Here is a 19,523-nt window from a genome sequence, read left to right as displayed (position 1 = left end):
GTCATGAACAGCGAAGAGCAAAGCCTGATTGACGGGTTGTTTACACGGTTGCAGCAGGCCGAGGCAGGATCAGCCCCGCGCGATGCCCAGGCCCAGGCGCGGATCAATGAACATCTGGCGCGTCAGCCTGCGGCAACGTACTACATGGCTCAGGCGCTGCTGGTGCAAGAGGCTGCGCTCAAGCAACTCGACCAGCAGAACAAGCAATTGCAGGCAGAACTGGCTCAGGCGAAGGCTGCTGCGGCACCTGCGCCATCTGGGGGGAGCTTTCTGTCGGGACTTTTTGGCGGTGGCGATCGGGTATCGGCCCCCACGCCCGGCCCAACGTCGGGCACCGGGGGCTGGCGTGATGGCCCGGCAGCGGCTCCTGTCGTGGCCCCTCAACCAGCAGCAGCGGCGCCGGCCCCAGCATTGGGCAGCGGCTTTTTGGGCGGAGCCCTGAAAACGGCAGCGGGTGTGGCGGGCGGCGTGATGCTGGCGCAAGGCATCAGTAACCTGTTCCACCACAATCAGCAGCCACAGATTGTCGAGGAAATCATCGAGCAACCAGGCTCTGTCAGCGACGCTGGCTGGGGCAGCGGCAACCAGCAATACGCCAATAGCGGCTCGGGAATTGAAGACGTCGGCCTGGACGATGACGGCTTCTTTTCTGACGACGACTCCTACGTTTGAGTCCATCGCCCGGTGCCTTATTGCACGCCGGGCGGTTTATCCGCGCAAACCCCCGGCAGGCTGGCATACTGCAGCCTTGTTTTTCAGTCGCGTGCCCGCTGCCCGGGCGCCATGAGGTTTGCCGGTGAAAAAAATTGCGGTCTTCGCGGATGTGCAGAACCTTTATTACACGGTTCGCCAGGCCTATGGCTGCCATTTCAATTACGCCGCCCTGTGGGCTGATATCAGCAAGCGCGGTGAAATTGTCGAAGCCTATGCCTATGCGATTGACCGGGGTGACAGCAAGCAGCAGCAGTTTCAGCAGATCCTGCGCAACCTCGGTTTTATCGTAAAACTCAAACCCTATATCCAGCGCAGCGATGGCTCGGCCAAGGGCGACTGGGATGTGGGCATTACCATCGATATCATGGACTCGGCAGCCAATGTCGACGAAGTGGTACTGGCCTCGGGTGACGGTGATTTCGACCTGCTCCTGGAGCGTATTGCCAGCAAGCATGGGGTTGAAACCGTGGCCTACGGTGTGCCCGGTCTGACGGCCAACTCATTGATTCGCGCTGCCAGCCGCTATGTGCCGATTGAAGGCAATTTGCTGCTTAAGTAACCCTTATTTTTTACAGGATTGACCAGGTTTGGAACGCATCGCGGTAATTGACTTTGAGACCACCGGCATCTCCCCGAGCAGCACCTGCCGGGCCACTGAAATTGCCGTGGTGATTCTTGAGCGCGGTCGCATTGTCGAGCGTTATCAAAGCCTGATGAATGCCGGTGTGCGGGTGCCTGGGTTTATCGAGCAGTTGACCGGCATCAGCAACGCCATGTTGCGCACCGCGCCGTCGGCTGAGCAGGTGATGAACGAGGTCAACGAGTTCGTCGGCATTACCCCGTTGCTGGCGCACAATGCTGCGTTTGACCAAAAGTTCTGGGATTTTGAAATGGGCCGCATCAAGCGCACCCGTTTACAGAACTTCGCCTGTTCATTGTTGCTGGCGCGTCGCCTGATGCCTGCGGCGCCTAACCACAAGCTGGGCACGCTGACCACCTTTGCCGACTTGCCCCACACCGGCAAAGCTCACCGGGCCATGGCCGATGCGGAAATGGCGGCCAACTTGACGGCTCACCTGGCTGAGCAACTGCGCCAGAAGCACGGGTTACGTGAATTGAACCACGACCTGTTGTGCAGCTTGCAGAAAGTCCCGGCGGCGAAGATCAATGAGCATCTCAAGCGGTATCGCGGGTTTTAAAAGCGACCCTCTCCCTTTGGGAGAGGGCTATTTGATCTCCATCGAAAAGTGTACGGCCCCTTTTGGTGCGTTCTGTTACTTATTATTTCCCGGCGCCCTGTCTAAACTCTCCAGTCCCCTGCCTCTGCCCTTGAGCTGCCTTCATGCCTGCCGCACGTCGTTTTCCGCTACAACTGATCGGTGCTTTTTTTGCCTTGTACATCATTTGGGGCTCGACTTATCTGGCTATCCGCATCGGTATTGAGTCCTGGCCCCCGTTGATGATGGCTGGCGTGCGCTTCCTGATTGCGGGCAGCCTGATGTATGGCTTTATGCGCTGGCGCGGTGCCCCCGCACCCACTGCCGTGCAATGGCGTTCGGCAGCCATGATCGGCTTTCTGTTGCTGGCGTGCGGCAACGGCGGTGTGACCCTGGCCGAACACTCGGGCGTAGCTTCCGGCGTCGCCGCCCTGGCCGTAGCCACCGTGCCCCTGTTCACCCTGCTGTTTGGTTACTTCTGGGGCAACCGCAACACCCGCCTGGAATGGGCCGGGATTGTCCTGGGGCTGATCGGCATCGGCATGCTCAACCTGGGCTCCAACCTGCAGGCCAGTCCAATGGGCGCGGCAATGGTGATCTTTGCCGCCGCGGCCTGGGCCTTTGGTTCGGTGTGGAGCCGCCACTTGCCACTGCCAGCCGGGCCAATGGCCAGCGCTGCGGAAATGCTCACCGCCGGTGCCGTATTGCTGGCGGGCAGTCTGCTCAGTGGCGAGCGCATGACTCAAATGCCCACCGCTGCAGGCTGGGGTGCGCTGCTGTATCTGGTGTTCTTCGGCTCGATCATCGCCTTCAGCGCCTATATGTACCTGCTTAAGAATGTGCGGCCGGCGGCGGCCACCAGCTATGCCTACGTCAATCCGGCGGTGGCGGTCATGCTGGGGATTGCCTTTGCCGGCGAGAGCATCGGTTTTGAGGAGTGCCTGGCCATGGCGGTCATCATCAGTGCGGTGGTGTTGATCGGTTTGCCACAGTGGCGCAAGCAGAAACCGGCCTGAATTAGGGTAAACTGCGCGCCATTGCAACTTATGCACCCACGCGCTGACCTTTTTCGACGGTATCCCCATGACATTCGCCACCCTTGGCCTGATCGAACCCCTGCTGCGCGCCCTTGAGACGCTCGGCTACAAGACCCCAACCCCGGTTCAGGCCCAAGCGATTCCCGCAGTACTGGCTGGTCGCGACCTGATGGCTGCGGCCCAGACCGGTACCGGCAAAACTGGCGGTTTCGCTTTACCGTTGCTGCAGTCGCTGACCATGGAAGGCCCGAAAGTGGCCAGCAACTCGGTGCGTGCACTGGTGCTGGTGCCGACCCGCGAACTGGCCGAACAGGTTCACGAAAGCATTCGCCAGTACGCCGAACACCTGCCGTTGAGCACCTACGCGGTGTACGGCGGTGTCAGCATCAACCCGCAAATGATGAAAATGCGCAAAGGCGTTGATGTACTGGTGGCCACACCGGGCCGTCTGCTGGACCTCTATCGCCAGAAAGCGATCAAGTTCAACCAGCTGCAAACCCTGATCCTCGACGAAGCTGACCGCATGCTCGACCTGGGCTTCTCCGAAGAGCTGCGTGATATCTACCGCGCCTTGCCGAAAAAGCGTCAGACCCTGCTGTTCTCGGCGACCTTTTCTGACGCGATCCGCCTGTTGGCCGAGCAGATGCTCGACAACCCGCTGAGCATCGAAGTCAGCCCGCGCAACGTGGCGGCCAGCAGCGTCAAGCAGTGGGTCATCCCGGTCGACAAAAAGCGCAAGGCCGAGCTGTTTTTGCACTTGTTGCGCACCCAGCACTGGAAGCAGGTCCTGGTGTTCGCCAAGACCCGCAACGGTGTCGATGAATTGGTAGGCAAGCTGCAAGGTCTGGGGATCAACGCTGACGGTATTCATGGCGACAAGCCACAGGCCACGCGCCAACGGGCGCTGGACCGCTTCAAGGCCAGCGAAGTGCAGATCCTGGTGGCTACCGATGTGGCTGCCCGTGGTCTGGACATCGAAGACCTGCCGCTGGTGGTCAACTTCGACCTGCCCATCGTGGCCGAAGACTACATCCATCGCATTGGCCGTACCGGTCGTGCCGGTCAGAAAGGCGAGGCCATTTCCCTGGTCTGTGCTGATGAAGTGAACATGCTGTCGGCGATCGAGATGTTGACCCGTCAGACGTTGCCACGCCACGAAGAGCAGGATTTCGAGCCTGAGCACCGAGTGCCTGAAACTGATGCTTCGGGGCAGGTGATCAAAAAGCCGAAGAAGCCGAAAAAACCTAAAACCTCGGGCGGTGGCGGCAAGCGCAATCTGGGCAAATGGGTGGATAGCGGCGAAGCAGCACCCGCCGAGCCATCGGTAAAGCCGGTGCGCAAAGTGCCTGTATTCAACACCGGCCCGCGCAAGCGCAAGCCGTAAGCCCGGTCGAGGCTAAAAACTCCAACTGTGGGAGCGAGCCTGCTCGCGAACGGCCTTCGCGAGCAGGCTCGCTCCCACAGGGACGGTCAACGTTTAGCCTTCAACCAGCTTAATGCCCCTAACCCTGCGGCACGACCACTGGCAAAACAGCCCGTGAGCAGGTAGCCGCCGGTGGGTGCTTCCCAATCCAGCATCTCGCCTGCACAGAACACGCCGGGTAATTGCCTGAGCATCAGATTTTCATCCACAGCCTCGAACCGCACGCCACCGGCGCTGCTGATGGCTTCGTCCAAGGGGCGGGCTTTTATCAGCTTCAACGGTAGCGCCTTGATGGCCTGAGCCAGTTGCGCCGGGTCATTGAAGCATTCTGCAGGCGCCAGCTCGCGCAACAGCGCCGCTTTTACCCCATCAATCCCCAGCTGGCTGTGCAAATGCTTGCTCATCGAGCGTGAGCCGCGGGGTTTGGCCAAGGCTGCCTGGATTTTATCCACAGGCTTGCCCGGCAGCAGGTCGATCAGGATCGTCGCTTCACCCTGTTGATTGATCGCTTCACGAATCGGCGCCGACCAGGCGTAAATCAAGCTGCCTTCAATGCCTGTGGCGGTAATCACGCATTCGCCCAGGCGCGGCGTGCTGTGTTCCAGGGCAATGGCGATGTTTTTCAGCGGGGCGCCGGCGAACTTGCTGCGCAGCACCTCGCTCCAGCCCGCCACATCAAACCCGCAATTGCTCGGCTGCAAGGGGGCCAGGTCAACGCCGCGCTCAGCCAGCAAGGGCATCCAGGCACCGTCCGAGCCCAGTCGCGCCCAACTGCCACCGCCCAGGGCCAGTAGCACCGCGTCGGGGTTGAGCTGCTTTTGGCCTTCGGGACTGTCCACCAGCAACTGGCCATCGGCCTGCCAACCCAGCCAGCGGTGGCGGGTGTGGATAACTACACCGGACTCGCGCAGGCGCTTGAGCCATGCGCGCAGCAGCGGCGCGGCTTTCATATCGGTGGGGAACACCCGGCCGGAACTGCCGACAAAGGTTTCGATCCCCAACTCATGAATCCACTGGCACAACGCATCGGTATCGAAGGCGCGCAGCAACGGTGCCATCTGCGGTGCGCGTTCGGCGTAGCGCGACAGGAAAGCCGGGTAGGCTTCGGAATGGGTGATATTCATGCCGCCGACCCCGGCCAGCAGAAACTTGCGGCCCACCGACGGCATGCCATCGTAGAGATCGACCTTCATCCCAGCCTGACTCAACACTTCGGCGGCCATCAAACCGGCGGGGCCACCGCCAATAATGGCGACGTGACGGGAAGGGAGTGTGGAGGGTTCAGTCATGGCAGGGCTGCAAATCGGCGAAATAGGCCGGGCATTCTACCTGACTGGGCGGAGCAGATCCCCTGTAGCAGCAGCCTTCGTCCCTCGGCAGCTGCTACAGAGATAGCGATGGCTGTACGAAAAACATACAGCCTTCTGGAGGCCATGTTCTCTGTGCCCTGCAGGCGCTTTCACTCAGGTTATCCACAGGCAGTTCCACAGGCATTGTGGGTAAAATCACACCTCAGTGACAACCTGATGACAGCCAGACCTTCTGTGCACTGTGATGCAATATCCCGTGGCGGCGCGCCAGGGCCTTGCGATCCTTGCTGTATCCGCCGCCAATCACCCCGACCACCGGTATGTCGCGACCCAGGCAGTGGCGCATCACGCTCTCGTCACGGGCCGCCACACCTTCATCGGTGAGCTTCAAATAGCCCAGGGCGTCGTCTTTATGCACATCGACCCCGGCGTCATACAGCACCAGATCCGGTTGATACAACGGCAGCAGGTAATTGAGCGCCTCGTCCACCACTTGCAAATATTCAGCATCGCCCATACCCATAGGCAGGCCGATGTCCCAGTCGCTTTGCGCCTTGCGTGCCGGAAAGTTTTTTTCGCAGTGCAGGGAAACGGTAATGGCATCCGGCGTATGTTCAAGAATTCGCGCAGTACCGTCGCCCTGATGCACATCGCAGTCAAAAATCAGTACGCGGTTTACCCGGCCGCTTTCCAGCATATAGCGGCTGATGATCGCCAGATCGTTGAAGATGCAAAAACCCGCCGGGTGATCGTAGTGCGCGTGATGAGTGCCGCCCGCCAGATGGCAGGCCAGGCCGTGTTCAAGCGCCTGCTCGGCGGCCAGCAGAGATCCGCCCACGGCGCGAACGGTACGTCGCGCCAGTGCCTCGCTCCAGGGCAGGCCCAGGCGGCGTTGATCTTCGCGGGCCAGCTCGCCTGCCATATAGCGCTCGATATAGCTGCGGTCATGGGCCAGGGCGAGGATATCCACAGGGCATAATTCGGGACGCAGCAGCTCTGCATCAAGGGTCAGCCCGGAGTCGACCAGGTGATCGCGTAACAGGCGGAACTTATCCATAGGAAAACGATGCTCCGCTGGAAACTGCGGGCTGTAGTCATCGTGGTAAATCAGCGGCACTGGCATAGGGATTTTCGCGTCGTAACGAGCGCTGGATATTACCAGCGCTGTACACTCTCATCATATGTAAAGCCCGGTAACAAATCGGAGAGGACGGATGGAGCAGATCAAAGAGCTCGAAAGTGCCCGTTTGCACTTGCGCCCCTGGCGTGACACAGACTTGCCCGAGTTCGCTGCCATGTGCGCCGACCCTCAGGTGATGCGCTATTTTCCGGCGCCCCTGAGCCGCCTTGAAAGCGCCGCGCTGATTGGCCGGGTTCGTGGTCACTTTGCCGAATATGGCTACGGGGTATGGGCATTGGAGCGCAAGGACACCGGTGCCTTTATCGGCTTTACCGGGCTGATGAATGTGTCGTTCGAGGCGCCGTTTACCCCTGCCGTAGAAATCGCCTGGCGTCTGGCTCCCGAACACTGGGGCCTGGGTTACGCCAGTGAGGCGGCCTGGGCCGTGTTGCGCTGCGCCTTTGATCGCCTGGCCCTGGACCAGGTGGTGTCGTTTACCAGCGAGCTGAACCTGCCCTCGCAAAAAGTCATGCAGGCGATTGGCATGCAGCACGATGTCGACGGTGATTTTGAACACCCCTTGCTGCCCGCAGGCGACCCGCTCAGACCCCATGTGCTGTACCGGATCACGCGGGCACAGTGGCTGGAAACCCTGCACGGCTAGGCGGTGTGTTTAGCGGCGCAAGCCGAAAATTTTGACCTGCGTAACGAAGATTACGACGGTAATGCTCTGTGTGAGGAGAATCTGAATGAGCCAAGTGTTGGATGATCTGGTCAATTTGCTGACCCTGGAACCGATCGAAGAGAACCTCTTTCGCGGCAGCAGTCAGGACTTGGGCTTTCGCCAGTTGTTCGGTGGTCAGGTGCTCGGTCAATCGCTGTCGGCCATGAGCCAGACGGTTGAAGACGCCCGCCACGTGCATTCCATGCACGGCTATTTCCTGCGCCCTGGTGATGCCGGTTTGCCCGTGGTGTATCAGGTTGATCGCGTGCGGGACGGCGGCAGCTTCAGCACGCGCCGGGTGACCGCGATCCAGAAGGGCCAGCCGATTTTTACCAGCAGCGCCTCGTTTCAGTACGACGAAGGCGGTTTTGAACATCAGACGACTATGCCTGACGTTGTGGGCCCTGAGAATCTTCCCTCGGAACTGGACATGATGCGCCTGCGTGCGCACCTGATCCCCGAGTCGATGCGGGAAAAACTGCTGTGCGCCAAGCCTATCGAGTTCCGCCCGGTGGTAGGAGAAGACCCGTTCAACCCCAAGGTTACTGATCCGATCAAGTACGTGTGGTTTCGCGCCGACGGCACCTTGCCCGATACCCCGGCGCTGCATAAGTACCTGCTGGCCTACGCCTCGGACTTCGGCTTGTTGACCACGTCCTTGCTGCCCCATGGCAAAGGGGTATGGCAAAACGATATGCAGGTCGCCAGCCTTGATCACGCACTGTGGTTCCATGCCGACCTGCGTGCCGATGACTGGTTGCTCTACGCCATGGACAGTCCATGGGCGGGCAATTCCCGTGGATTCTCCCGTGGCAGTGTCTACAACCGCGCTGGCCAACTGGTGGCTTCGGTCACGCAGGAAGGGTTGATCCGCCATCGCAAGGACTGGGCATGACACTCAAGGACGTCAAACACTGGGTTTTCGACATGGACGGCACCCTGACTGTTGCCGTGCATGACTTTGCCCTGATCCGCCGTGAGCTGGAGATCCCGGCGGATGCCGATATCCTCACTCATCTCAACGGCCTGCCCACCGAGGTGGCGGCGGCCAAACACGCCTGGCTGCTGGAGCATGAACGCGAGCTGGCACAGGCCTCCACCGCCGCGCCGGGCGCGGTTGAGCTGGTGCGCGACCTGGCGGCTCGTGGCTGTCGTCTGGGGATACTGACCCGAAATGCCCAGGAGCTGGCGCATATCACCCTCAAGGCCATTGGCCTGGGCGAATGCTTTGCGCCCGAGGATGTACTGGGCCGGGACAACGCGGCGCACAAACCCGACCCGGACGGCCTGCTGCAACTGGCGCGGGCATGGGATGTAGCAGCGGCGAACATGGTAATGGTGGGGGATTACTACTTTGACCTGGCGTGTGGTCGCGCGGCAGGCAGCAAAACCGTACTGGTCAATGTTCCTGAAAACCCGTGGCCGGAACTGACCGACTGGCATGCCAAAGACTGCTACGCGCTGCGCCGGTTGCTCGGTTAACGAAATACGCGTAGCAGCTGCCGAAGGAACGAGGCTGCGTTCGACGGCGACGCCGTCGTAAATCCAGGCAGCGCGGTGAGTCAGTTAAACCGTGCACTCAGACTTCACGATCGCTTTGCAATCGAACGCAGCCTCGTTCCTTCGGCAGCTGCTACAAAGGGTGCTCTTACTCGCCAAACAACGCCTTCTGACCTTCAGGCGAGGTAAACATCTGATCGCCGTTGTGCCCCACCCCGGGCACTTCAATCAACCGTTGATTGAGCCCTTGTGGATGGCGCTGGGTCAAATACTCAAAGTAGTTCTTGCCCCTTACCAGCCTGAACGCCCCCTGGGCCTCGGCTTCGCAGCCTTTATCAAGCGCCGGGTGGTTGGGGTCGATGTCCTTGGCGCCTAGCAGATAGGTAATGTCGCGCTCTATATAGGCCTGTTCCAACTGTCGGTGTTTTTGCCCATCTGCGTAGGCTGGCAGATCCTTGAGCCCGTATTTCCAGGTATTGAAGCCCGGGCAGTTTGCAGCATCAAAGGTCGGAATCGGTCGCTGTGCATTGAAGTAGGCATAAGAAGACGGGTTGGCCACTACATAGCGCACCTTGATCCCATCTGCCTGCAAGGCCTTGTCGGCCTGGGTGGTCAGGGCATAGCGCTGCACCACTTGGGCGCCGCCGGAGTGCCCGGCAATCACCACCTCGCGCAAGGCCGGGAAGCGCTTGCGGTCATCAAGACGCTCAAGGATCTGATCCAGTGCCGCGTAGGAACTCAGTGCCTGTGGGCTCACAGCAGGGGCACCGGCCATCCAGTCATTGGCATGCCAGCGCAGCACATTGTCGGGCAAGGTATGGCGCGAGCCATCGCTTTCATTGAGAAACTGCGGTGCAATGACCAGGGTTGTGGACAGCTGCCCGGCCTGCGTCGCGGCTTGCTCGGCGCTGTGTAAATACGTCTGGGCGTTGCGCAGACGACCATGAATCACGATCAGTGCGCGTTGCACCTGAGGCAGTGGCTGTTTCCAGTCCTGACTCACCCCGACACTCAACTCGCCGGGGCCGATCTTGAGATGTTCGGGGCTGAGTTCTTTAACTCCGTGCTCGGCTGCTTGAACCACAGAGCAGACCAGCATCAGGCCTATTAATGAAGCGATAGAGCGTATTCCCATTTAAAGCCTCGCTGCCGAGAAGGTATCGCACTGGTTGATATTGCCTTGGGCAAAACCGGTCTTGAACCACTTCACCCGTTGTGCCGATGTGCCGTGGGTAAAAGAGTCCGGCATCACACGGCCCTGGCTTTGCTGCTGCAAGCGATCATCGCCAATGGCATTGGCGGCGTTCAAGGCCGATTCTATATCGCCTGCTTCCAGCCAATTGTGACGTTTTTGCGCAAGGTTGGCCCACACCCCGGCCAGACAGTCGGCCTGCAATTCCTGGCGCACCAGCAAGCCACCATCGCCTTCCATACGTTTGCCTTGTTGACGGGCCATCTGCATTTTCGACGACACGCCCAGCAAGGTCTGCACATGATGGCCAACTTCGTGAGCGATCACATAAGCCTGGGCAAAATCGCCAGCAGCCTTGAAGCGTTGGGCCATTTCCTGGAAGAAACTCATATCCAGATAGACCTTCTGGTCGGCCGGGCAATAAAACGGCCCGCTGGCAGCTGTTGCAAAGCCGCAGGCCGAATTGATCTGGCCGCGAAACAGCACCAGGGTCGGGTCTTTATAGCTGCGTCCGGCTTGCTGAAACACTTGGCGCCAGGTGTCCTCTGTGTCACCCAGAATCGCCCGTACAAAATCGGCCTGCTCGTCATTGGCCGCCGGTGCGCGACCGGCTGGCTGGGTGACCTGAGGCGAAGACTGTTCGGTGAGCTGGCCGCTTAACTGTCCGAGGATCTGCATGGGGTCCTGCCCGGTCAACAAACCGATGCCAACAATCACCACCACGGCCATCAAACTCAGACCTTTGCCGCCGCCAAACCGCATCCCGCCACCACCACCGGTGCCTTGATCGCGTACGTCTTCGACATTATCGCTACGTCGACCTTTTTTCCAAAGCATGGGGGAGTCCTCTGATAAATCGTGTGTTCAAGTGTTGTTGCTGAGTCGGGACAATGCCAGCCCGGCTGTCAGACGTTTCTTGGGTGGGGGGGGCGAGTATGGCATTGCGCTAAAAAGACCTGAACGCCTTAATACAGTTCCGGGCATCGGGCTGAAGTGGTTGAATACGCCACGCCAATCCCCGCCCCGGAGTTGTTAGCCCTGTGAATATCGATACCCGTATCAAGTACCGCCACCTCGTATGCTTTTTGGAGATGGCGCGCCAGGGCAGCCTGGCGCGGGCGGCGGATGTGCTGGCGGTAAGCCAGCCGGCGATGTCAAAAACCCTCAAGGAGCTTGAGGAGTTACTGACGGTCAGCCTGTTTGTACGCAGTAAAAGCGGGGTCACCCTGACCGAGGCCGGGGTGGCCTTTCTGCGTTATGCGACACCTTCGGTGCAGGCCTTGCGTGAAGGTGTGAATGCTCTGCGGGGTGGCGAATACGTGGGCGGTATGGTGCGTCTGGGGGTGTTGTCGACGGTAGAAAGCCTGCTGATACCCGAGTTGGTGCAGCGCCTGCACGCCAGGCATTCGTCGCTGGTGGTGAGCGTCGTGACCGGGCCCAGCGCCTATCTGTTATCGCAGTTACGGGTAGGCGATGTCGATTTGGTAGTGGGGCGCATGACCGATAGCCCGGAAATTCAGGGTATGAATTTTGAGCATCTCTACAGCGAATCCATGACCCTGGTGGTGCGCGCAGATCACCCCTTGATCCGGGGACCGCTGGACCGCAGCCAGCTGGAAAATTACCCGCTGGTTTTGCCATTGGCCAACACCACCATTCGCACCTTTGCCGACAGCCTGTTTGTGCAGTGCGGCATCAGCCAGTCCCGCCAGCGCCTGGAAACCCTGTCGATCACCCTCAGCCGGCGTTATGTGCTGCGCAATGATGCGGTGTGGATCGCCCCGCTGGATGCCGTGCGCCTGGACCTGGCCAGTGGCGAGCTGCAAGAAATCGACCTGGGCCAGCGTGAGCCGGGCGGTTCGATCGGTATTTGCAGCAACGCCCATGTGCCGATGTCGGTGGCAGCGCAAGGGTGTGTCGAGGTTTTGCGTGAATTGGGCCAAGCTTACGGCGAAGGCATTTATCCATAACCATTTGGTTATGGATAGGCCTGGCCTTTTCAATAGTCGTTACGCCCCTGTTGGTTAAAACTGGCGCCCAGCCTTTATAAAAACAACAGGAGATCGACATGTCTGATGCAGACAGCCGGCGCTTTATCATCCGTGACCGCAACTGGCACCCCAAAGCTCTGACCCCTGACTACAAGACTTCCATTGCCCGTTCCCCGCGTCAGGCGCTGGTGAGCATCCCGCAATCGGTGAGTGAGACCAGCGGGCCTGACTTTTCCCACCTTAAGTTCGGCAAGTTCGACAACGACTTGCTGCTGAATTTCAATAATGGCGGTTTGCCGATAGGCGAGCGGATCATCCTGGCAGGTCGCGTGCGCGATCAATATGGCAAGCCGATTCCTCATACCTTGGTGGAAATCTGGCAGGCCAACGCAGGCGGTCGATATCGTCACAAGAACGACCGCTACCTGGCGCCGCTGGACCCAAACTTCGGCGGCGTGGGCCGCACCCTGACCGACAGTGAAGGTTATTACAGCTTTCGCACTGTCAAGCCAGGGCCCTACCCGTGGCGCAACGGGCCAAACGACTGGCGCCCGGCGCATATCCACGTTTCCATCAGTGGCCCCTCGATTGCCACGCGCCTGATTACCCAGCTGTACTTCGAAGGTGATCCGATGATCCCCATGTGCCCGATCGTCAAATCGATTACCAACGCCGATGCCGTGCAGAGCCTGATTGCCCGGTTGGACATGGGCGCGGCCAATCCGATGGATTGTCTGGCCTATCGTTTTGACATTGTGCTGCGCGGTCAGCGCCAGACTCACTTCGAAAACTGCTGAGGAGCCCCGTCATGCCTATCGAACTGCTACCGGAAACCCCATCGCAAACTGCTGGCCCCTACGTGCATATCGGCCTGGCGCTGGCTGCGGCCGGCAACCCGTCGCGTCCAGAGGAAATCTGGAGCGAAATGGCCAGACCCGATGCTGCGGGCGAGCATATTGTGCTGTTTGGCAACGTTTATGACGGTAATGGCCACCTGGTGCGCGACTCTTTTCTGGAGCTTTGGCAAGCCGACCATAAAGGGGTCTATGACGAAAACTTCGACTCGGAAAAAGCCTTCAACAGCTTTGGTCGCACCGCCACCACCTTCGATGCGGGTGAGTGGACACTCAATACCATCAAGCCGGGCGTGGTGAACAACGCAGCTGGCGTGCCGATGGCGCCGCATATCAACGTGTCGCTGTTTGCCCGGGGTATCAACATCCATTTGCAGACGCGGCTGTACTTTAGCGATGAGCCAGAAGCCAATGCCAAGTGCCCGGTGCTTAACCTGATCGAACAGCCGCAACGGCGTGAAACCCTGATCGCCCAGCGTTGCGAAGTAAATGGCAAAACGGCCTATCGGTTTGACATCCGCATTCAGGGCGAAGGCGAGACGGTGTTCTTCGACTTTTAAAAGGATATGAGGCAAATGCAAAATCTGTAGCAGCTGCCTCGTTCCTTCGGCAGCTGCTACGGGAATTATGTGCGGCTGCGCCGCTGCTGCCACGCCGCCGCCAACCCGCTGGCACAGATAATCGCAATACCGACCCGGCTGGCCAGATCTGGTGTGTGGTCAAATAGCAACCAGCCCAATATCCCCGAGAATACGATCTGGCAGTAACTGAATGGCGCCAGCAATGCCGGTGCAGCAACGCGAAACGATTGGGTCAGCAGCAAGTGCGCAGTCATGCCCAGGCTGCCCAAAGCCAGCATTTGCAGGCCGTGGGTCAGGGTTGGCGTTTGCCAGAAAAAAGGCACCAGCGCACTCATCACCAGCACATTGAACAACCCGGCAAAAAAGTTGCTGGTGGTAGGGCTGTCGTACGCGCTGAGCTTGCGCGTGAGGATTTGATAGCAGCTAAAGCACAACGCCGCCGCCATCGGCAATAACACCGCTGGGGTAAACAGTTCGCCACCCGGGTGGATGATGATGACCACGCCGATAAAGCCGCACACCACCGCCAACCATTGCCCGCGCGTGACCGTCTCGCCCAGCAGCGGCCCGGACAATGCCGCCACCAGCAGCGGTGCCAGAAAGTTGACCGCGGTATTTTCAGCCAGCGGGATAAACAGCAAGCCATAGGTGAAGAACAGGCCCGAGCCCAGCAGGCAGATAGCCCGCAACACCTGAAGCAAAGGCCGTTTGCTGCGCAGTACACGCAACCCCGACTGCGGCAGAAAGATCCCTGCCATCAATACGGTATGCACCAGGTAACGTGCCCACACCACCATCACCACCGGGTAAAAACCACTGAGGTACTTGGACAGCGCATCGTGGCTGGAGAACAGCGCTGTGGCCGTCACAATCAGCAAGATGCCCTTCAAGGGTTGGTTCACCCCCGAAAGGGGTGTGGGTAATGTCATCGAATACCTCGGTGTTCTATGCGCTAAACCTGCGGGATTTTTCGCGGTGCCATGAAGTACATCCACACTAACGCAATGAAGTACATCGCTGGAATCATGGTGAACAGCAAGGTGTAATTATTGTTGGTGACGGTCAGCACATAGCCCACGAACTGGGTCATAAACATCCCGCCGATCGCAGCGCACATGCCGCCAAAGCCGAACACGGTGCCCATCATATGTTTGGGCGTGTAGTCCATCACCATGCTCCACACGTTGGCCGTCCAGGCCTGGTGCGCACCCAGGGCCAGGGCAATGGCGCCCACGGCGACCCACAGCTGGCTGGAGCCTGCGGCCATGACCACGCCGATGATGCTGATGGCACACAACAGCATCGACACCAGGCGCGCCTTGACTGCCGCCATGCCGCGTTTGATCAGAACCGATGACAGGATCCCGCCGCCCACACTGCCGAAATCGGCAGTGATGTAGATGATGATCAGCGGGATGCCCATTTGCGTCACGCTGATGCCCAGGTTGTATTGCTGGTTCAGGAACGGCGGCAGCCAGTACAGGTAGAACCAGAACACCGGTGCCGTCATGGCGTAGGACAAGGCGAATGCCCATGTGCCGCGCATCTTGAGGATGGTGCCGAACGAGACGGTGGTTTGCTCAGGCTCTTTCTCTTGTTGGATGTAGTCCAGCTCGGCCTTGGTGACGGTCGGGTGCTCTTCCGGGTTGTAGTACTTCAAACCCCAGAAGATCAGCCAGATACCGCCCAAGGCTGCCATGCACAAAAAGGCCGCCTGCCAGCCCCACACATGCAGTACCAGCGGCAACATCATCGGCGTGAACATGGCGCCTACGTTGGTGCCGGCGTTGAAGATGCCGCTGGCCACGGCGCGCTCGCTGGCCGGGAACCACAGGCGCGTGGTTTTTACGCAGGCCGGGTAATTGGCGGCTTCAGTGATGCCGAGGATAAAGCGGCAGATCATAAAGCCCACCGCCGAAGTGGCCAGGCCATGTGCGCCGGTGGCCAGGCTCCACAGCAACACGGCGCAGAAGAACACGCGCTTGACCCCGACACGGTCGATCAGTCGGCCTTGCAGCACGAAGCCGATGGCGTAGCCCACCTGAAACCAGAAGTTGATGTTGGCGTAATCCATCGCCGTCCAGCTCATCTCCTTGGCCAGGATCGGTTGCATTACGCCCAGGGCAGCACGGTCGATAAAGTTGAGGGTGGTGGCGAAAAACACCAGTGCGAGCATGCCCCAACGGGTTTTGCCAGTCGCCAGGGTGCCGCGAATCTTGTCACCGATTCCTGCGTTTGGAGCATGGGCAGAAGTGGTGCGTGCAGTCGGAGAAGGGACCATGGATGTTTACCCGTTTCTTGGAATTTTTATGTGGTGTTGCACAACAAGTGACGCAGGGAGTACGGGCTTGATGGTGGCGAGTGGACAAAAAGTCGTCAATTCAAGATAGGCCATATTGTTCGATAATCGCACGCAAAACTAACCGGTTGGTACAGATTGGTTGCTCAATAATAGGGCGCCCTTAATAATCAAGCCATTAAGAAATGCCGTCGCCTGCAGGCTGCGCCAATCCTGGGAGTTATAAATGAAGCGTTCGATCGCCACGGTTTCCTTGAGCGGCACCCTGCCGGAGAAGCTCGATGCCATTGCGGCGGCAGGTTTTGACGGGGTCGAAATTTTTGAAAACGACCTGCTGTATTATGACGGCAGCCCCCGAGAGGTGCGTCAGATATGTACCGATCTGGGGTTGGAAATAAGCCTGTTTCAGCCGTTTCGTGATTTTGAAGGCTGCCGCCGCGACCGTTTGGCCCGCAACCTCGACCGCGCCGAACGCAAGTTTGACCTGATGCAGGAACTGGGCACCGATCTGGTGCTGGTGTGCAGCAATGCCGCAACGGATTCGGTGGGTGACCGGCAGATTCTGCTCGATGACCTGAGCCTGCTTGCCGAGCGCGCCGGGGCGCGCAATCTGCGTATTGGTTACGAAGCCCTGGCTTGGGGCCGTCATGTCAACACCTGGCAACAGGTCTGGGACCTGGTGCGCGAGGTCGATCACCCCAACCTCGGCGTATTGCTCGACAGCTTCCACACCCTGTCCCTCAAGGGTGACCCGAGTGGCATTGCGCAGATTCCCGGTGACAAAATCTTCTTTGTACAGATGGCAGACGCCCCGATTCTGGCGATGGATGTGCTGGAGTGGAGCCGTCACTTCCGCTGTTTCCCGGGGCAGGGCGAGTTCGATCTGCCAGGCTTCCTGGCACCGATCATACAAAGTGGCTACACCGGGCCGCTGTCGCTGGAGATCTTCAACGACGGTTTTCGCGCCGCTCCGCCCCGCGCCAATGCGGCCGATGGCTTGCGTTCGTTGCTGTATCTGGAAGAGAAAACCCGCGAGCGGCTTGCCCTGCAAAATCCCCCGGTCGCTACCTTGGAGCCACTGTTCGCCCCGCCCGCTGCCAGTTCGTACGATGGCATCGAGTTTCTCGAATTTGCCGTGGATGAAAGCCAGGGCGCGCAACTGACCCACTGGCTCGAGCGACTGGGTTTCAGCAAGGCCGGGCAGCACCGCTCAAAAAATGTGAGCTTGCTGCGCCAGGGTGATATCAACCTGATCCTCAACGCCGAACCCTATTCTTTTGCTCATAACTTTTTTGAAGCCCACGGCCCGTCTTTATGTGCCACTGCCATTCGGGTGCAAGACAGTGCCAGCGCACTGGCCCGTGCCGTGGCCTACAAGGGGCAGCCTTATCGCGGGCTGGTCGGCCCTAACGAACTGGAGCTGGCGGCAGTGCGTGCGCCCGATGGCAGCCTGATTTATCTGGTGGACAAAGACGCTACCGGCAAGCCGTTGTATGAATCTGACTTCAACCTCACGTCAGCCCCATCACCCCAGGGCGGCCTTAAACGCATCGATCATATGGCGATGGCATTACCCGCCGACAGCCTCGACAGCTGGGTACTGTTCTATAAGAGCCTGCTGGATTTCGAAGCCGATGACGAAGTGGTGCTCCCCGATCCCTATGGTCTGGTAAAGAGCCGCGCGCTGCGTAGCCGTTGCAGCTCGATTCGCTTGCCGCTGAACATTTCCGAAAACAGAAACACCGCCATCTCACATGCTCTGTCGAGTTATCGCGGTTCGGGTGTGCACCATATCGCCTTTGAGTGTGACGACCTGTTCGCCGAAGTCAGCCGCGCTAAAGCCGCAGGCGTGCCGCTGCTGGATATCCCGCTCAATTATTACGACGACCTGGCGGCGCGCTTTGATTTTGATGACGAATTCCTGAGCAAACTGGCTTATTTCAACGTGCTGTATGACCGCGATGCCCAGGGTGGCGAGCTGTTTCATGTGTACACCGAGGCGTTTGAAGGGCGGTTTTTCTTCGAGCTGCTGCAACGCAAAAATGGCTATGCCGGGTATGGCGCGGCGAACGTTGCGGTGCGCCTGGCGGCGATGGCCAAGTCACGCAGTGGTGCGGTGCGTCAGGCAAAGTTGTAGGGCGACTTCCTTCATGGGGCGGGGCGCCCCATAATCCCGGGCACTCCAACCTGGCCGTGAGCCTTAAATGACCAATACTCCAGAAGTCGATACCGGCGCCACGGCACCGGTAGTCGAACCGCGCAAAAGCCGTAAGAACAACCCTGAAAAGACCCGGGAAAATATCCTGCAAGAAGCCATTGTCGAGTTTGTCGAACAAGGCCTGGCGGGGGCGCGGGTGGATGCGATTGCCGAGCGCACTAAAACCTCCAAGCGCATGATCTATTACTACTTCACCAGCAAGGAGCAACTCTACGTCGAGGTGCTGGAGAAGTTGTACGGCGAAATCCGCAGCATCGAAAGCTGCTTGAATCTGGATCAGCTTGAGCCGGTTCTGGCGATTCAACGACTGGTGGAGTTCACCTTCGACCACCACGACATGAATGCGGATTTTGTGCGTATCGTCAGCATCGAAAATATCCACAAGGGTGAATACATCAAGCGCTCCGAAGGCATCAAGGCCATGAACGACACGATCGTGCAGGCACTTGAAAACATCCTGCAGCGCGGCGTTGAACAACGGGTGTTCCGTGCCGGGCTCAACCCGCTGGATGTGCATTTGCTGGTCAGCTCATTCTGTTTTTACCGGGTATCGAATCGCTACACCCTGGGTGAAATTTTCCAGGTCGACTTCTCTGATCTGCAGGTCAAGCAGCGTCAGCGCGACATGATGTGTGATGCCGTATTGCGCTATTTGCAGGCGTGAACAGGCGGCACACTTTGTACTAATGAAACACAATACCAATTGAAAATCATTCTCGACAAAAAGTAAGATAGCGGCCCCTTTCCTTCATGCTCAGGGAGTCGGTTTGTTGGATACGGATCTCAAGGGCTTGTTCCTCAAGCATGCCAGTACCCTGCGCGGGTATCTGGCGCGCAAGGTACGAGACCCACAACTGGCCGCGGACCTGGTGCAGGAAAGTTTTCTGCGCATGGCCGAGCGTGACCGCAAAGAGCACATCGACAACTCCCCCGGTTACCTCTATCGCATTGCTGGCAACCTGCTGGTCGATCATATCCGCCAGGAAACCCGGCGCAAGACCGATACGGTCCCCCATGAAGCACTGGCCGAAATCGAAGACGAAATGGCAGGGCTGGAGGCCCAGGCGATGGCTGAACAACAGCGCATGGCTCTAAAGCAGGCATTGTCCGAATTGCCCGAACGCACCCAGGAAATCTTCCGTCTCAACCGCATCGAGGGCATGACCCATGCTCAAGTTGCGCGCCATCTTGAAATTTCCGACAGCTCGGTGCAAAAGCATCTGTCGAAAGCCTTGGCTTACGTCATGCAGCGTCTACAAGAGCCCGAGAAATAACTTTCAAATATGTGGATGAACGGCTTACTGAGTTTTAGCCGGCGAGACGTCACTGCTTATATATAACGA

20 protein-coding genes are annotated in these 19,523 nt (G+C 59.0%); 14 read left to right on the top strand and 6 right to left on the bottom strand.

Annotation, left to right across the window (positions count from 1 at the left end):
- Positions 1 to 3: 3 nt before the first annotated feature.
- The 5 genes from EQV96_RS13310 to EQV96_RS13290 all read left to right on the top strand — a co-directional run bounded on the left by EQV96_RS13310 (position 4) and on the right by EQV96_RS13290 (position 4,352).
- On the top strand, positions 4 to 672 hold the full coding sequence (locus EQV96_RS13310; RefSeq protein WP_150628947.1) for a DUF2076 domain-containing protein: 669 nt from the start codon (positions 4 to 6) through the stop codon (positions 670 to 672).
- Positions 673 to 796: 124 nt separating this feature from the next.
- Entirely contained in the window at positions 797 to 1,273 is a 477-nt protein-coding gene (locus tag EQV96_RS13305) for an NYN domain-containing protein (RefSeq protein ID WP_094999400.1), read from the top strand.
- A gap of 28 nt (positions 1,274 to 1,301) precedes the next feature.
- Entirely contained in the window at positions 1,302 to 1,913 is a 612-nt protein-coding gene (locus tag EQV96_RS13300; protein WP_095018408.1) for a 3'-5' exonuclease, read from the top strand.
- A 143-nt stretch (positions 1,914 to 2,056) separates the two neighbouring features.
- Complete coding sequence (gene yedA, locus EQV96_RS13295) at positions 2,057 to 2,947, top strand: drug/metabolite exporter YedA (RefSeq protein WP_094999398.1); 891 nt, start codon at positions 2,057 to 2,059, stop codon at positions 2,945 to 2,947.
- 67 nt (positions 2,948 to 3,014) lie between these two features.
- Entirely contained in the window at positions 3,015 to 4,352 is a 1,338-nt protein-coding gene (locus tag EQV96_RS13290; protein ID WP_094999397.1) for a DEAD/DEAH box helicase, read from the top strand.
- Positions 4,353 to 4,438: 86 nt separating this feature from the next.
- On the opposite strand, the gene EQV96_RS13285 is transcribed toward EQV96_RS13290, so the two are convergent.
- Together EQV96_RS13285 and EQV96_RS13280 are read right to left on the bottom strand one after the other, a co-directional pair.
- Positions 4,439 to 5,680: a TIGR03862 family flavoprotein gene (locus tag EQV96_RS13285; protein WP_240882105.1), complete on the bottom strand. Its 1,242-nt coding sequence runs from the start codon at positions 5,678 to 5,680 to the stop codon at positions 4,439 to 4,441.
- 223 nt (positions 5,681 to 5,903) lie between these two features.
- The gene (locus EQV96_RS13280; protein WP_095018406.1) at positions 5,904 to 6,824 is read right to left on the bottom strand and encodes a histone deacetylase; all 921 of its coding nucleotides are present in this window, start codon (positions 6,822 to 6,824) and stop codon (positions 5,904 to 5,906) included.
- Between the two features lie 91 nt (positions 6,825 to 6,915).
- Between EQV96_RS13280 and EQV96_RS13275 the strand changes: the two genes are divergently transcribed.
- From EQV96_RS13275 to EQV96_RS13265, 3 genes are all read left to right on the top strand, one after another.
- Positions 6,916 to 7,485 carry a GNAT family N-acetyltransferase gene (locus EQV96_RS13275; RefSeq protein WP_095018405.1) on the top strand — a complete coding sequence of 190 codons (570 nt, stop codon included), beginning with the start codon at positions 6,916 to 6,918 and terminating at the stop codon, positions 7,483 to 7,485.
- Between the two features lie 85 nt (positions 7,486 to 7,570).
- Positions 7,571 to 8,440 carry an acyl-CoA thioesterase II gene (gene tesB / locus EQV96_RS13270; RefSeq protein ID WP_094999393.1) on the top strand — a complete coding sequence of 290 codons (870 nt, stop codon included), beginning with the start codon at positions 7,571 to 7,573 and terminating at the stop codon, positions 8,438 to 8,440.
- A complete protein-coding gene (locus EQV96_RS13265; protein ID WP_095018403.1) occupies positions 8,437 to 9,027 on the top strand; it encodes an HAD family hydrolase in 591 nt (196 codons plus the stop codon). Before tesB ends, EQV96_RS13265 begins: the two co-directional genes overlap by 4 nt.
- Positions 9,028 to 9,193: 166 nt before the next feature.
- Here the strand turns inward: EQV96_RS13265 and EQV96_RS13260 are convergent, their stop codons facing one another.
- Both EQV96_RS13260 and EQV96_RS13255 read right to left on the bottom strand, forming a co-directional pair.
- The gene (locus tag EQV96_RS13260) at positions 9,194 to 10,180 is read right to left on the bottom strand and encodes a hypothetical protein (RefSeq protein WP_095024976.1); all 987 of its coding nucleotides are present in this window, start codon (positions 10,178 to 10,180) and stop codon (positions 9,194 to 9,196) included.
- The gene (locus EQV96_RS13255) at positions 10,181 to 11,074 is read right to left on the bottom strand and encodes a neutral zinc metallopeptidase (RefSeq protein WP_094999390.1); all 894 of its coding nucleotides are present in this window, start codon (positions 11,072 to 11,074) and stop codon (positions 10,181 to 10,183) included. It lies immediately after the preceding gene.
- 203 nt (positions 11,075 to 11,277) lie between these two features.
- Between EQV96_RS13255 and pcaQ the strand changes: the two genes are divergently transcribed.
- The 3 genes from pcaQ to pcaG all read left to right on the top strand — a co-directional run bounded on the left by pcaQ (position 11,278) and on the right by pcaG (position 13,642).
- Positions 11,278 to 12,207 carry a pca operon transcription factor PcaQ gene (gene pcaQ / locus EQV96_RS13250; RefSeq protein ID WP_095024975.1) on the top strand — a complete coding sequence of 310 codons (930 nt, stop codon included), beginning with the start codon at positions 11,278 to 11,280 and terminating at the stop codon, positions 12,205 to 12,207.
- Positions 12,208 to 12,305: 98 nt separating this feature from the next.
- Positions 12,306 to 13,025: a protocatechuate 3,4-dioxygenase subunit beta gene (gene pcaH / locus EQV96_RS13245; RefSeq protein WP_016779340.1), complete on the top strand. Its 720-nt coding sequence runs from the start codon at positions 12,306 to 12,308 to the stop codon at positions 13,023 to 13,025.
- Positions 13,026 to 13,036: 11 nt separating this feature from the next.
- Positions 13,037 to 13,642, top strand: a complete 606-nt coding sequence (pcaG, locus tag EQV96_RS13240; protein WP_094999387.1) for a protocatechuate 3,4-dioxygenase subunit alpha — start codon at positions 13,037 to 13,039, stop codon at positions 13,640 to 13,642.
- A gap of 65 nt (positions 13,643 to 13,707) precedes the next feature.
- On the opposite strand, the gene EQV96_RS13235 is transcribed toward pcaG, so the two are convergent.
- The gene (locus EQV96_RS13235) at positions 13,708 to 14,592 is read right to left on the bottom strand and encodes a DMT family transporter (RefSeq protein ID WP_094999386.1); all 885 of its coding nucleotides are present in this window, start codon (positions 14,590 to 14,592) and stop codon (positions 13,708 to 13,710) included.
- A 23-nt stretch (positions 14,593 to 14,615) separates the two neighbouring features.
- On the bottom strand, positions 14,616 to 15,944 hold the full coding sequence (locus EQV96_RS13230) for an MFS transporter (protein ID WP_094999385.1): 1,329 nt from the start codon (positions 15,942 to 15,944) through the stop codon (positions 14,616 to 14,618).
- A 244-nt stretch (positions 15,945 to 16,188) separates the two neighbouring features.
- Between EQV96_RS13230 and quiC the strand changes: the two genes are divergently transcribed.
- The 3 genes from quiC to EQV96_RS13215 all read left to right on the top strand — a co-directional run bounded on the left by quiC (position 16,189) and on the right by EQV96_RS13215 (position 19,454).
- Positions 16,189 to 18,099, top strand: coding sequence for a 3-dehydroshikimate dehydratase QuiC (gene quiC, locus EQV96_RS13225; RefSeq protein WP_218722775.1), 1,911 nt, complete (start codon positions 16,189 to 16,191; stop codon positions 18,097 to 18,099).
- A 67-nt stretch (positions 18,100 to 18,166) separates the two neighbouring features.
- The gene (locus tag EQV96_RS13220) at positions 18,167 to 18,844 is read left to right on the top strand and encodes a TetR/AcrR family transcriptional regulator (RefSeq protein WP_095021298.1); all 678 of its coding nucleotides are present in this window, start codon (positions 18,167 to 18,169) and stop codon (positions 18,842 to 18,844) included.
- A 103-nt stretch (positions 18,845 to 18,947) separates the two neighbouring features.
- Entirely contained in the window at positions 18,948 to 19,454 is a 507-nt protein-coding gene (locus EQV96_RS13215) for an RNA polymerase sigma factor (protein ID WP_095018398.1), read from the top strand.
- Positions 19,455 to 19,523 lie beyond the last annotated feature (69 nt).

Source organism: Pseudomonas sp. TMW22080 (assembly GCF_022496745.1).
GTDB lineage: Bacteria > Pseudomonadota > Gammaproteobacteria > Pseudomonadales > Pseudomonadaceae > Aquipseudomonas > Aquipseudomonas bubulae.
Note: the sequence above shows the minus strand (reverse complement) of the source record. Positions and strands in the feature narration are given on the sequence as shown.